The organism is Roseibium aggregatum (assembly GCF_014692675.1).
In the GTDB taxonomy this organism is placed as follows: domain Bacteria; phylum Pseudomonadota; class Alphaproteobacteria; order Rhizobiales; family Stappiaceae; genus Roseibium; species Roseibium aggregatum_C.
On the sequence record NZ_JABFCZ010000014.1, the window covers coordinates 65656 to 78596 of the forward strand.

The window sequence follows — 12941 nt, forward strand, 5'->3', positions numbered from 1 at the left end:
GGCAGGTGAGTACTAACGCCGCGCAGGTTTTTGCGTGCGGCGGTAAAGGGATCGAAATGAACGCACATTTTCGCAATTTCGCACTCTGGGTGATCATCGCACTCCTGCTGATCGCCCTGTTCCAGCTGTTTCAGAGCCCAGGTCAGCGGACGGCGCCGAATGAAATCGCCTTCTCCCAGTTCCTGAATCAGGCGGAAGAGGGAAATATTCAGGAAGTCACCATCCAGAAACAGAAGATCACCGGTCACTACGCCAGCGGCGGCGCGTTCCAGTCCTATGCGCCGGAAGGCGCAGGACAGTATGTGGAACTGCTGCGATCCAAGGGCGTTCTGATCAATGCGCAGCCGCCGGCTGAAGGCAACAATTTCCTCGGAGCGCTGATCAACTGGTTCCCGATGCTGATCATCCTGGGGATCTGGATCTTCATCATGCGCCAGATGCAGGGTTCGGGCGGCAAGGCAATGGGCTTTGGCAAGTCCAAGGCGAAGCTTTTGACCGAAGCCCATGGCCGCGTGACCTTCGAGGATGTGGCAGGCATCGACGAAGCCAAGGAAGACCTCCAGGAAATCGTTGAGTTTCTGCGTGACCCGCAGAAATTCCAGCGCCTCGGCGGTCGTATCCCGCGCGGTGTTCTTCTCGTCGGTCCTCCGGGTACCGGTAAGACGCTGACCGCACGTGCGGTTGCCGGTGAGGCCAATGTTCCGTTCTTCACCATTTCCGGTTCCGATTTCGTGGAAATGTTCGTCGGTGTCGGCGCGTCGCGCGTGCGCGACATGTTCGAACAGGCCAAGAAGAATGCGCCGTGCATCATCTTCATCGACGAAATCGACGCCGTCGGCCGCCATCGCGGCGCCGGTCTCGGCGGCGGCAACGATGAGCGCGAGCAGACGCTGAACCAGCTGCTTGTCGAGATGGACGGCTTCGAGCCGAACGAAGGCATCATCATCATCGCGGCGACCAACCGTCCGGACGTTCTCGACCCGGCGCTGCTGCGCCCGGGCCGCTTCGACCGTCAGATCGTTGTGCCGAACCCGGATATCACCGGCCGCGAGAAGATCCTCAAGGTTCACATGCGCAAGGTTCCGCTTGCTCCGGACGTCGACGTCAAGACGCTGGCGCGCGGCACCCCGGGCTTCTCCGGCGCCGACCTGATGAACCTGGTCAACGAGGCCGCCCTTCTGGCCGCCCGCCGCTCCAAGCGGCTGGTGACCATGGCCGAGTTCGAGGACGCCAAGGACAAGGTCATGATGGGCGCGGAACGCCGCACCCTGGTGATGACCGAGGAAGAAAAGAAGCTGACCGCCTATCACGAGGCCGGTCATGCCCTGGTGGCCCTGCATCAGGAAGCCTCCGACCCGATCCACAAGGCGACCATCATTCCGCGCGGCCGTGCGCTGGGCATGGTGATGCGCCTGCCGGAAAAGGACCAGGTGTCGCTCACACGCGCCAAGTGCAAGGCCGACCTTGCGGTTGCCATGGGCGGCCGCGTGGCTGAGGAAATGATCTTCGGCTACGAGAAGGTCACCTCCGGCGCGTCCGGCGATATTCAGATGGCGACCAAGCTGGCCCGCGCCATGGCGACCCAGTTCGGCATGTCCGACAAGCTCGGCCCCCTGCTTTACGGCGAGAACCAGGAGGAAGTCTTCCTCGGGCACTCGGTGGCCAAGAACCAGCACGTTTCCGACGAGACCCAGAAGGTGGTGGATGCGGAGATCAAGTCCTTCGTCAATCAGGGTTATGAGACCGCGAAGAAGATCCTCGGCGATCATGAGGATCAGCTGCACACCATCGCAAAGGGTCTCCTGGAGTACGAAACGCTGTCCGGCGACGAGATCAAGGGTCTCCTCGACGGCAAGCCGCCGGTCCGCGACACCGACGACGATCAGCCGATCGGACGCTCCTCAGCGGTTCCCACCACAGGCGTCAAGCGTGGCGGGGATGAGCCGAGCGGCGGAATGGAGCCGCAGCCTCAGGCTTGATCGGACAGTAGAATGTGAAAATGCCCGGCCTTTGCCGGGCATTTTTGTGTGTGGAGCGTAATACTTGCTCATAATTTTTGAACCGTTTTTTGCCATAATTCGCGCTAAAAGAAGCAAAACCAAAATTCTCAAGCAGGCGACAAACACATATGCGCAAGTTCTTCGGCACGGACGGCATTCGCGGGCAGGCAAACACATTTCCCATTACCGCTGAAATGGCGCTCAAGGTCGGAATGGCAGCCGGGATTGCTTTCAAGAACGGCGGCCACCGGCACCGGGTCGTGATCGGCAAGGACACGCGGCTTTCCGGCTACATGATCGAGAATGCGCTGGTCGCCGGATTTACCTCCGTCGGCATGGATGCGTTTCTCTTAGGCCCCATGCCGACCCCTTCCGTCGCCATGCTGACCCACTCGCTTCGGGCCGATCTCGGCGTCATGATTTCCGCTTCGCATAATCCCTTCCAGGACAACGGCATCAAGTTCTTCGGTCCCGACGGGTTCAAGCTGAGCGATGCCATCGAACTGGAAATCGAGCGGATCGCGGAAAGCGACATGAGCGCGCTTCTTCCCGGTCCGGGCGACCTGGGGCGCGCGAAGCGGATCGAGGGCGCGCAGCAGCGCTACATCGAATTCGCAAAGCGCACGCTGCCGCGTGACATGAGCCTTGAGGGTCTCAGGGTCGCGATCGATTGCGCAAACGGAGCAGCCTACAAGGTCGCGCCGGAGGCCCTTTGGGAGCTGGGCGCGGAGGTGATCGCCCTCGGTGTCGCGCCGGACGGGTTCAACATCAACAAGGATTGCGGCTCGACCTCCACCGATGCCCTGATCAGGAAGGTGCATGAGGTCCGTGCCGATATCGGTATCGCCCTCGACGGTGACGCGGATCGCGTCATCATCGTCGACGAGAACGGCCAGGTGATCGACGGCGATCAGCTCATGGCGGTCGTCGCGCAATCCTGGCAGGCGCATAACCGGCTCTCCGCGCCGGGGATCGTGGCCACGGTCATGTCCAACCTCGGGCTGGAACGTTATCTGGAGAGCCTCGATCTCGGCCTTGTCAGGACCAAGGTGGGCGACCGCTATGTGGTCGAACGCATGCGCGCGGACGGATACAACGTCGGCGGCGAGCAGTCCGGGCATATCGTCCTGTCCGATTTCGCCACCACCGGCGACGGCCTGATCGCGGCCCTGCAGATCATGGCCTGCGTCAAGGATCAGAACCGGCCGGTCTCCGAAGTCTGCCGGCGTTTCGAGCCGGTGCCGCAGATCCTGAAGAACGTCCGCTATCAGGGCGGCAAGCCCCTGGAACAGGAAGACGTCAAGACCGCGATCCGGGACGGCGAGGGCCGTCTCGGCAAGAACGGCCGCCTGGTCATCCGGGCTTCGGGCACGGAACCGGTCATCCGCGTCATGGCGGAAGGCGACGATGCCGATCTCGTCAGCCAGGTGGTCAACGATATCGCGGATTCCGTGGCCAGGTCGGCTGCCTGACCAACATCAAGACTTAGTTTCGATCGGACAGGCGTTGCCTTGCGGAAGGCGGCGCCTTTTTCTTTATGAAAAGTAAACAAAAGCGATTCCGTTAAGTATTTCTTAAGGTAAAAAAACTCGGTTAATGAGTACGGTTAAGTCACCTTTAATGAATTCCGGCCATTGTTGACATGTTCAAGCGCGAACCGCAACCGAACGTGCGGACGGCTGAAGAAGAGGACTAGGACATGGTCATGTATTTTAAGCGATTGTCTTTGGCCGGCATCGCGGTTGTTATGTCGACTGCGGCCTTCGCTGCCGACCTTCCGGCACCGGTCATCGAACACATTCCGCAAGTGCCGGCTGTCGGCGGCTGGTACCTGCGCGGCGATATCGGCTACAAGCTCTACGGCGATCCGAACGGCAGCTTCAACGATTCCGTTGTCGGCGATCTGCGCTACGAGCGCGAAAGCATGGACAACGCGTGGATGATCGGCGTCGGTGTCGGTTACAAGTTCACAGACCACCTCCGCAGTGACCTGACGCTCGATTACGAAACGCCGGCGAAGGCCAAGGGCTACGCGGTCTGCGGCGGCTGTGTCGGCGGCTTCTCCACGGAATCCACCGACATCGATGTCTGGACCCTGATGCTGAACGGTTACTATGACATCGGCACCTGGAACAACATTACGCCTTATGTCGGCGCCGGCGTCGGTGCGGCTTATGTGCGCACGGACAGCACGTTGTCGCAGAACCCGGGTGGAACGACGACCGCCTATGACGGCGCCCACGCCGAGTGGAACTTCGCCTGGGCCCTGATGGCGGGTGCATCCTATGCCGTCACGCCGAACTGGAGCATCGACGCGGGCTACCGGTACAAGAACCTGGGCACGGCCAAGACGGTGAAATACTACAACACCGGTTCCGGTCAGACCCGGTCGGAATTCGCCGATCTGAGTGCGCATGAATTCCGGCTCGGTGTCCGCTACCAGTTCGCGAACCAGGTGGCCGCGGTGCCCACCTATTTCCCGCCGCAGCCGATCACCAGCAACTACTGAGCTGGACGCAAACCAGTTGAAAAGGCCGGCGCCATCGCCGGCCTTTTTCGTTTTTGGAAAAATATTTTCTCCAAATTCATTTGACGCTTCGGTTGATCGGGCCTATCCCAATCAGTGGGCCACCCCTCCCCAACGAGGGGCTCCTATCTGAAAGGGTAGATTACATGACTGCACTGAATTCCAAGCCGGACGTCCGTCCGGCCAATCCCAATTTTTCGTCCGGACCCTGTTCCAAACGTCCCGGCTGGTCTCTTGAGAGCCTGTCCGACGCCGTGCTCGGCCGTTCCCACCGCGCGAAAATCGGCAAGGCCAGGCTGGCCGAGGCCATCGATCTCACCCGTGAGGTTCTCAAGGTGCCGGCGGATTACCGCATCGGCATCGTGCCGGCGTCCGACACGGGCGCCGTCGAGATGGCGCTGTGGTCGCTGCTCGGCGCGCGGCCGGTCGACATGCTGGCCTGGGAAAGCTTCGGCTCCGGCTGGGTCACGGACGTGATGAAACAGCTGAAGCTTGAAAACGCGCGCAAGATCGAGGCGCCCTACGGCGAACTTCCCGATCTTTCGACCGTCGACTTCAGCCATGACGTGGTCTTCACCTGGAACGGCACCACTTCCGGCGTGCGGGTTCCCAACGGCGACTGGATCCCGGCAGACCGGGAAGGCCTGACCATCTGCGATGCGACTTCGGCCGCCTTCGCCCAGGATCTCGCCTTCGACAAACTCGATGTGGTGACCTTCTCCTGGCAGAAGGTGCTCGGCGGCGAGGCGGCCCACGGCATGCTCATCCTGAGCCCGCGGGCGGTCGAACGGCTGGAGAGCTACACGCCTTCATGGCCGCTGCCGAAGATCTTCCGCCTGACCAAGGGCGGCAAGCTGATCGAGGGCGTGTTCAAGGGCGAGACCATCAACACCCCGTCCATGCTCTGCGTCGAGGATTATATCGATGCGCTCAAGTGGGCCCGGTCCGTCGGCGGACTTTCCGGCCTGATCGGCCGCGCGGACGCCAATTTGAAAGTGCTCACCGATTGGGTGGAAAAGACCGACTGGGTCGATTTCCTCGCCGTCGATCCGGCCACGCGGTCCAACACCTCGGTCTGTCTGAAGGTCGTCGATCCGCAAGTCAGCGCGCTTGCCGCCGACGAGCAGGCCGCCTTCGCCAAGGCGATGGTGTCCGCTCTTGACGCGGAAGGGGTCGCCTATGACATCGGCGCCTACCGCGATGCACCGTCGGGCTTGCGGATCTGGGCCGGCGCGACCATCGAGTCCTCCGATCTCGTTGCGTTGACCGCCTGGCTGGACTGGGCCTTCGCCGCCCGGAAGGCAGAGCTCGCCAAGGCGGCGTGAGCGATGCTCACCGACCCGCTGAGTGACAGGCTCGCACGGTTCGTCGAAAGTGTGGGTATTCCGGTGCGAACCGTTTCGCTGCCGGAGCCGACCTTTTTGCCGGGTCTTGATATCCGGTACGGGGAACTCCTGATCGACGAGGAGCGTCTGCTTTATCCGGGCGATATCTTGCACGAAGCGGGTCATATCGCGGTGAGCGATACCGACGAACGGCGGAAAGAGAAACTCGATCCAAGCCCCGGTGACGAGATGGCGACAATTGCGTGGTCCTGGGCCGCGCTTTGCCATCTCGGCCTATCGCCGGAAGTCGTCTTTCACCCAGAGGGTTACAAGGGTGATGCGGCGGCGCTGATCGAAAACTTTTCGACCGGCCACTATATCGGCGTCCCTCTGCTTCAGCTCTACGGACTGAGCTATGAGCCCAGGCCTGCTGCCGAGGAAGGTGTTGCTCCCTATCCCCATATGTTGCGCTGGTTGCGCTGAATTCAGGTAAAACAATGGCTCCCAAGGTTCTCATTTCGGACAAGCTGTCCGACGCTGCAGTCCAGATTTTCAAGGACCGCGGCATCGATGTCGATTTCCTGCCCGATGTCGGCAAGGACAAGGAAAAGCTGCTGGAGATCATCGGTCAGTACGATGGTCTGGCCATCCGCTCCGCCACCAAGGTGACGGAAAAGATTATTGCGGCCGCAGACAATCTCAAGGTGATCGGCCGGGCGGGGATCGGCGTCGACAATGTCGATATTCCCAAGGCCACCGCGCGCGGTATCATCGTGATGAATACGCCCTTCGGCAATGCGATCACCACCGCCGAGCATGCGATCGCCATGATGTTTGCCGCCGCCCGGCAGATCCCGGCAGCCGACGCCTCGACCCAGGCCGGCAAGTGGGAGAAGTCCCGCTTCATGGGGAAGGAAATCACCGCCAAGACCTTAGGATTGATCGGCTGCGGCAATATCGGTTCAATCGTGGCCGACCGGGCGATCGGCCTTAAGATGAAGGTGGTTGCCTACGATCCGTTCCTGACGCCGGAACGGGCGGCTTCGCTCGGCGTCGACAAGGTGGATCTGGACGAGCTCCTGAAGCGTGCCGACTTCATCACGCTGCATACGCCGCTCACCGACAAGACGCGCAACATCATCGATGCGGCGGCGATCGCGAAGATGAAAAACGGCGCTTATGTCATCAACTGTGCCCGCGGCGGTCTCGTCGACGAGAAAGCGGTGCGCGAGGCGCTCGATGCCGGCAAGCTCAGCGGGGCGGCCTTTGACGTGTTCGTGGAAGAACCGGCGAAGGAGAATGTCCTGTTCGGCGCGCCGAACTTCGTGTCCACGCCGCATCTCGGAGCCTCCACCAGCGAGGCCCAGGAAAACGTCGCGCTGCAGGTGGCCGAGCAGATGTGCGACTACCTGCTCGACGGGGCGGTGACCAATGCTCTCAACATGCCGTCGATCTCGGCGGAAGAAGCGCCGAAGCTTGCGCCGTTCGTCCGTCTTGCCGAACAGCTCGGCTCCTTCGCCGGCCAGTTGACGGAATCGGGCATCGAAGCGATCCGGCTGGAATATGCCGGTGCGGTTGCCGAACTGAACACCAAGGCGCTCACGTCCGCGGCCCTCAGCGGGTTGCTGACGCCGCTTCTGCAGACCGTGAACATGGTCTCTGCCCCGATCGTCGCCAGGGATCGCGGCATCCAGGTGGAGGAAGTGCGCCGGGAGCAGAAAGGCGCCTATGAAACCTATATCCGGCTGACGGTGGTGACAGAACGCCAGGAGCGGTCCGTTGCGGGCACCGTCTTTGCCGACGGCAAGCCGCGGATCATCCAGGTGAAGGGCATCAACATGGAGGCCGAACTCGGGCCACACATGCTCTACATCACCAACGAGGACAAGCCCGGTTTCATCGGTCATCTCGGCATGGAGCTTGGCAACAGCAGCGTCAACATCGCGACCTTCAACCTGGGCCGGACCGCGCCCGGGCAGGATGCGATCTGCCTGGTCGAAGTGGACGGGGAGGTGCCGCAGGGCGTCATGGACCGCCTGGCCGCGGTCTCCCACGTCAAGCAGGTGAAGTCGCTCCGGTTCTGACGAGGCGGTTGCAGACAGTTTTGAACAATTGAACGGGCGGCCTTCGGGCCGCCCGTTTTCATGCGGGCCGGCGGCGTTTCGGCAGGATGCGTCCGTCCAGGACCAGAAGGCCGGTCAGCAGAAGTCCAAGGCCGGCGAATTGGTAGGCGTCTAGCCGTTCGCCAAGCAGCAGAAAGCCTAACAGGATCGCGCTTGCCGGCACGATGAAGGTGACCAGCGAAGCATTCGTGGCGCCCGCTTCGGCCAGAAGCCGGAAGTAGATCAGATAGGCAAGCGCGGTTGCGCCGATGCCAAGCGCCAGAACGTTCAGCCAGACAATGGCGGAGGTCGCAAACGGCGACCAGTTCCCGGCCGCGAGCAGGGCGACCGGCAACATGATCAGGCTGGAGCCGGAAAGCTGGCCGGTCGCCGATACCAGCGGCGGGATGTTTCTGAACGTGCGGGCGAACGTGGCGGCAATCGCATAGGACAGGGCCGCGCCCAGGCAGGCGAGTTGCGCCCACAGCGGATCGTCGCCCAGCCCGGTGACGCTCGGAGAAACCATGACGAGCACGCCGGCAAAGCCGATCAGAACCCCGGCGATCCGGTGCGCGCGCACCGGTTCCTGGCGCACCAGAAGGGCGGCCACGATGAAGGTGAAAATCGGGGTCGTCGCATTCAGGATCGAGGCGAGCCCGGCCGAGATTTCGGTCTGTCCCCAGAACAGCAGCGAAAACGGGACCGCATTGTTGAGGAAGCCCATGACCAGGAACGCGCCGAGCAGCCGCGGCTGCAGGGGAAAGCGATGCGGTGTGAAACGCAGGACCAGGTGCAGCGCCGCGCAGGCGATGGCCACACGGCAGAACACCAGAACCAGCGGCGGGATCTCGGCCACGGCGACCTTGGCGAAAAGAAAGGATCCGCCCCATATGGCTCCGAGGAGAAGCAGAAGGATCCAGTTTCTGAGCGACATGCGACAAATCCATGCAGGGCTTGAGAGGGTGCTTTCAGCAGGGGGATCCGCCCCGATAGCATGCCGGATCCTTGCTCAAAACCCGATTTGCGAGCGTGGCAAATATTTGTTCTCTGAATTGAGGTCTGAGATTATCCGTTTTCTTTCAGCATGTTGAGTTGAACCTCCTATGGCTTCCCACTGGCCCTGATGCCGGCAGGAAACAAGCGCCGGCGCAAGGCGGAAGGCCCGCAAGAACCGGCCTTTTGACCGCATGATACCATTCCTGAGGACCGGTCTTATTCCGGCCGACAGAAGTGTTTCCATTTCAGCCGGAACCGCTCTATAGTCCGCCGCGTTTGCCCCGGGCGGCGCGTCCGGGGCTTGTCGTGTTTGCGCCGGTCATCCGGCGCCGGAATTGCCGCTTCAGGAGGGCGTGTCTTAATGGCCAATGTGGTTGTCGTCGGATCGCAATGGGGTGACGAAGGCAAGGGCAAGATTGTCGACTGGCTGTCGGAACAGGCCGATGTCATCGTCCGTTTCCAGGGCGGTCACAACGCCGGCCATACGCTGGTCATCGACGGCGTGAGCTACAAGCTTTCGCTGCTTCCCTCCGGTGTCGCCCGCGAAGGCAAGCTTTCCGTCATCGGCAACGGCGTTGTTCTGGACCCGCATGCCCTGGTGGACGAAGTCGCACGCCTGTCCGCACAAGGGGTCGTGGTCACGCCGGAGAGCCTTCGGGTTGCGGAAAATGTCACCCTGATCCTGTCCCTGCACCGGGAGCTGGACGCGCTTCGGGAAAACTCCAATACGGGAACCCGGATCGGCACCACCAAGCGCGGGATCGGCCCGGCCTATGAAGACAAGGTCGGACGGCGGGCGATCCGCCTGATGGATCTGAACAATCTGTCGACCCTGCCGGCGAAGATCGACCGCATGCTCGTGCATCACAACGCCCTGCGCCGCGGTCTCGGCCAGGACGAGATTTCGGCGCAGGCCATCTACGACGAACTGGCAAGCGTTGCGGACAAGGTCCTGCCTTACATGGATTCGGTGTGGAACCTGCTCGACCGGTTGCGCAAGGAAGGCAAGCGCATCCTGTTCGAAGGCGCGCAGGGCGCCCTGCTCGACATCGACCACGGCACCTATCCGTTCGTGACCTCTTCCAACACGGTCGCCGGTCAGGCCGCCACCGGCTGCGGCCTCGGGCCGGGCAGCGTCGGCTATGTCCTCGGCATCACCAAGGCCTATACGACCCGTGTCGGCGAGGGTCCGTTCCCGACGGAACAGAAGAACGAGGTCGGCGAGTTTCTCGGCACACGGGGCCATGAATTCGGCACGGTCACCGGCCGCCGCCGCCGGTGCGGCTGGTTCGATGCGGTGCTGGTGCGCCAGACGGTCTGCACGTCGGGCATCAACGGCATCGCATTGACCAAGCTCGATGTTCTCGACGGCCTCGAGGAGATCAAGATCTGCATCGGCTATGAACTCGACGGTGAGCGAATCGATTATCTTCCGGCTTCGCAAGGGGCGCAGGAACGGGTGGTTCCCATCTACGAAACATTGCCGGGCTGGAAAGAATCCACAGAAGGTGCACGTTCGTGGGCCGATCTTCCCGCGCAGGCGGTCAAGTATGTTCGCCATGTCGAGGAACTGATCGGCGCGCCCGTCGCCTTGTTGTCCACGAGCCCGGAACGGGACGATACCATCCTGGTCCAAAACCCGTTCCAGGGATGACGCGGGACGGAATCGCCTTAAAAAACGCCAAAAACACCGGCTATCTGGAAATAATGATTTCCGTTGAAAAACGGATGACGGATGGCCGGGTCCGGCTTTGGAAATGGTCGCTCCCTTTCGGAGCACCGGGTATTGACAAGGCCGCAGCGTCATTTGCCGCCTGCAGGTGAGTTGCCGACCCCGTGAACAGGGGGTTCGCGCTCGGCGGAACTTGGTATAAGCCTGTTTAAAGGGACTGATTTTGGATCGGCAAATTGCCGACAGGCAACAAGATGGCTGACTACTATTCGATTCTGAAAAAAACGATCGGCTCTCTTCCGGAAAACAACGGTGCGGCACGCCGCAGTGTTTACAGCCGGGCACGGAACGCGATCGTCAATCAGTTGAAGGCTTACGAGCCGCCCCTGACGCCATCCGAAATCACCGCCGAACAGCTCAGCCTGGAAGAAGCGATCCGCAAGGTCGAGGCCGAAGCCGCCCGCGAGAGCCTCGGTCTCAACCCCCTGAGCAAGCCGCCGGCCGCGGCCGGCACGTCGGGAACGGCGACCCTGACCGCCCGGCAGGAGCCGGCACCGCCTCCCGCGCCGCAGGAAGCTCCCGAGGTTCCGCCTTCGGAGCCCGCTCCGGAAGCGACCGCCTCACCGCTCAAGCAGGCGGTCGAGGAGGCAGAGAAGCTCGGTGCGGCCTCGCACATGGCGGTTCAATCCACGAAGGAAGCGATTTCGCCTCATGGCGAAACCGGCGTGGGATCTTCCCAGGAACCGGTCATGGCGCCCCACGGCATGGGAGCCGCGGCCGATGCCTACCCGCAAGAGCCTGAGCCCGACCATGGGCCGAATGGCTACGAGGTCCGCCATCACGCCTACTCCGGGGAAACAGAGGGCGAGGCGGATGCTGCGGCCGGAACCGGCCGGGGCCGTCAACGTCTGTCGGATGCCGTCAGACGGCAGGGCAGCGGCCTTTCGCTTGTCCCGCTGGCGCTGATCGGGGTGCTGATCCTGATTGTCCTGGGCATCGCCGGTGTCATCTATTCCCAAAGAGACCTGATTGCGGAGTTGGTGGCCGGCAGTCCGCAGAAGTCGGAACAGAAGATGGCGGATGACAAGACGTCCGCACCGGCTGCGCCCGAAGCTCCCGCTGCCGAGGACACGGCTGAGGCCGACAAGGTTTCGGGAAAGAACACCGACCGTCTCCTTGATGACAACGGCCAGCCGGCCGCCGCCCCCGATGCGCGCACGGTGACGACAACCACCATCACGCCCGATCAGTCGTCCACGCAGGCGGCCGCACCGGCGGCACCGCCCGCCGAAACGGTTCCGCCGGTGGCGTCTGCCCCACAGACCGAGACACCGGCGCCCGCAGAGACGCCTGCACCGGCGCCTGAACCCGCCGCGCCGCAAGCCGCCGCACCGGTCACCACCCCGGAAGTTCCCCAGATCGTGGCCTCGGCCGAGGAAGGCGAAAAGCAGGGTACGTCCCCCGCACCGGAGGGAACCGCGGCCGTGGCGCAGCGCTCGATCCTCTATGAGGAGGGTGCCGGCGAGAACGGTGCGGGAACCGCCTCTCAGGGCGAAGTGGTCTGGGGCGTGAAGGAAGAAACCGATCTGGACGGCAAGACGCAGGAGGTCCTGACGGCCGAGGTCAAGATCCCGGAACGGAACGTCTCGGTCGACATCCGGCTGAAGCCCAATGAGGACACCTCCCTCCCGGCGAGCCACCTGGTGGAGATCAAGTACAATTTCCCGAAGGATTTTCCGCCCGGTGACGTGCAGAATGTGCCGGGACTTGTCATGAAGCCGACCGAGCAGGCGCGCGGCGATGCGTTGATCGGCGCCTCAGTCAAGGTTTCGGAAGGCTATTTCTGGATTGCGCTCTCCAATATCTCCAGCGAGCGGGAGCGCAACATCGGATTGTTGCGCGAGCGGGGATGGATCGACATTCCCATGCTCTACGACAACGGCAAGCGCGGCATCCTGACCCTGGAAAAGGGACCGACCGGCACCAAGGCGGTCGAGGACGCCGTGCAGGCATGGCAGCAGGCGGGCTGAAGGCCGGCCTGCCCATTCAGCGCCGATTTAAACTTAGCCGGATCAGGGTTGCGTTTTGCCGCGCGCCGGTGCATGGTCGCGGTCGGTCCGAGGGGTGTTCCATAGCGGAACTGAGATGGCATTGCCGAACCCTTAGAACCTGATCCGGGTCATGCCGGCGAAGGGACGGAAGCCTTTAGCCATATCCCGGATCTCCAGTGTCGGTTTCGGTTTATCCGAAGACGGGAGATCCTGTTGTGTCGAGATTTGCACGCGCCGTTCGGCGCACTCTTTCCTGTTCGGCGGCGAG

General features: G+C 62.3%; 9 protein-coding genes and 1 riboswitch. Of the genes, 8 read left to right on the forward strand and 1 reads right to left on the reverse strand.

Going from position 1 to position 12941, the window contains the following annotated elements; all coding sequences use genetic code 11:
* The first annotated feature begins 56 nt into the window (after positions 1 to 56).
* The 6 genes from ftsH (at position 57) to serA (ending at position 7936) form a co-directional block, all read left to right on the forward strand.
* Complete coding sequence (gene ftsH, locus HK439_RS13745) at positions 57 to 1979, forward strand: ATP-dependent zinc metalloprotease FtsH (RefSeq protein ID WP_190292085.1); 1923 nt, start codon at positions 57 to 59, stop codon at positions 1977 to 1979.
* Between the two features lie 149 nt (positions 1980 to 2128).
* The gene (gene glmM, locus HK439_RS13750) at positions 2129 to 3472 is read left to right on the forward strand and encodes a phosphoglucosamine mutase (protein ID WP_190292086.1); all 1344 of its coding nucleotides are present in this window, start codon (positions 2129 to 2131) and stop codon (positions 3470 to 3472) included.
* 275 nt (positions 3473 to 3747) lie between these two features.
* Positions 3748 to 4509, forward strand: coding sequence for an outer membrane protein (locus HK439_RS13755; RefSeq protein ID WP_209011804.1), 762 nt, complete (start codon positions 3748 to 3750; stop codon positions 4507 to 4509).
* A 164-nt stretch (positions 4510 to 4673) separates the two neighbouring features.
* Positions 4674 to 5852: a phosphoserine transaminase gene (locus HK439_RS13760; protein ID WP_190292088.1), complete on the forward strand. Its 1179-nt coding sequence runs from the start codon at positions 4674 to 4676 to the stop codon at positions 5850 to 5852.
* Between the two features lie 3 nt (positions 5853 to 5855).
* Positions 5856 to 6335, forward strand: coding sequence for a hypothetical protein (locus tag HK439_RS13765; RefSeq protein ID WP_190292089.1), 480 nt, complete (start codon positions 5856 to 5858; stop codon positions 6333 to 6335).
* Between the two features lie 14 nt (positions 6336 to 6349).
* On the forward strand, positions 6350 to 7936 hold the full coding sequence (serA, locus tag HK439_RS13770; RefSeq protein WP_190292090.1) for a phosphoglycerate dehydrogenase: 1587 nt from the start codon (positions 6350 to 6352) through the stop codon (positions 7934 to 7936).
* 58 nt (positions 7937 to 7994) lie between these two features.
* On the opposite strand, the gene HK439_RS13775 is transcribed toward serA, so the two are convergent.
* The gene (locus HK439_RS13775) at positions 7995 to 8888 is read right to left on the reverse strand and encodes a DMT family transporter (RefSeq protein WP_190292091.1); all 894 of its coding nucleotides are present in this window, start codon (positions 8886 to 8888) and stop codon (positions 7995 to 7997) included.
* Between the two features lie 423 nt (positions 8889 to 9311).
* Here HK439_RS13775 and HK439_RS13780 point away from each other — a divergent pair, with 423 nt between their 5' ends.
* Both HK439_RS13780 and HK439_RS13785 read left to right on the forward strand, forming a co-directional pair.
* Positions 9312 to 10604 (forward strand): adenylosuccinate synthase, encoded by a 1293-nt coding sequence (locus HK439_RS13780; RefSeq protein ID WP_190292092.1) that lies wholly within the window; start codon positions 9312 to 9314, stop codon positions 10602 to 10604.
* Between the two features lie 272 nt (positions 10605 to 10876).
* The gene (locus HK439_RS13785; RefSeq protein ID WP_190292093.1) at positions 10877 to 12652 is read left to right on the forward strand and encodes a hypothetical protein; all 1776 of its coding nucleotides are present in this window, start codon (positions 10877 to 10879) and stop codon (positions 12650 to 12652) included.
* Positions 12653 to 12732: 80 nt separating this feature from the next.
* A riboswitch (TPP riboswitch) is annotated at positions 12733 to 12835 on the forward strand.
* Positions 12836 to 12941: the final 106 nt, after the last annotated feature.

Excerpts from the sequence above, each read along its gene's own strand:
- HK439_RS13765 (WP_190292089.1), top strand. The coding sequence starts at position 5,856 with ATGCTCACCGACCCGCTGAGTGACAGGCTCGCACGGTTCGTCGAAAGT.
- serA (WP_190292090.1), top strand. The coding sequence starts at position 6,350 with ATGGCTCCCAAGGTTCTCATTTCGGACAAGCTGTCCGACGCTGCAGTC.
- HK439_RS13755 (WP_209011804.1), top strand. The coding sequence starts at position 3,748 with ATGTCGACTGCGGCCTTCGCTGCCGACCTTCCGGCACCGGTCATCGAA.
- ftsH (WP_190292085.1), top strand. The coding sequence starts at position 57 with ATGAACGCACATTTTCGCAATTTCGCACTCTGGGTGATCATCGCACTC.
- glmM (WP_190292086.1), top strand. The coding sequence starts at position 2,129 with ATGCGCAAGTTCTTCGGCACGGACGGCATTCGCGGGCAGGCAAACACA.
- HK439_RS13760 (WP_190292088.1), top strand. The coding sequence starts at position 4,674 with ATGACTGCACTGAATTCCAAGCCGGACGTCCGTCCGGCCAATCCCAAT.
- HK439_RS13785 (WP_190292093.1), top strand. The coding sequence starts at position 10,877 with ATGGCTGACTACTATTCGATTCTGAAAAAAACGATCGGCTCTCTTCCG.
- HK439_RS13775 (WP_190292091.1), bottom strand. The coding sequence starts at position 8,888 with ATGTCGCTCAGAAACTGGATCCTTCTGCTTCTCCTCGGAGCCATATGG.
- HK439_RS13780 (WP_190292092.1), top strand. The coding sequence starts at position 9,312 with ATGGCCAATGTGGTTGTCGTCGGATCGCAATGGGGTGACGAAGGCAAG.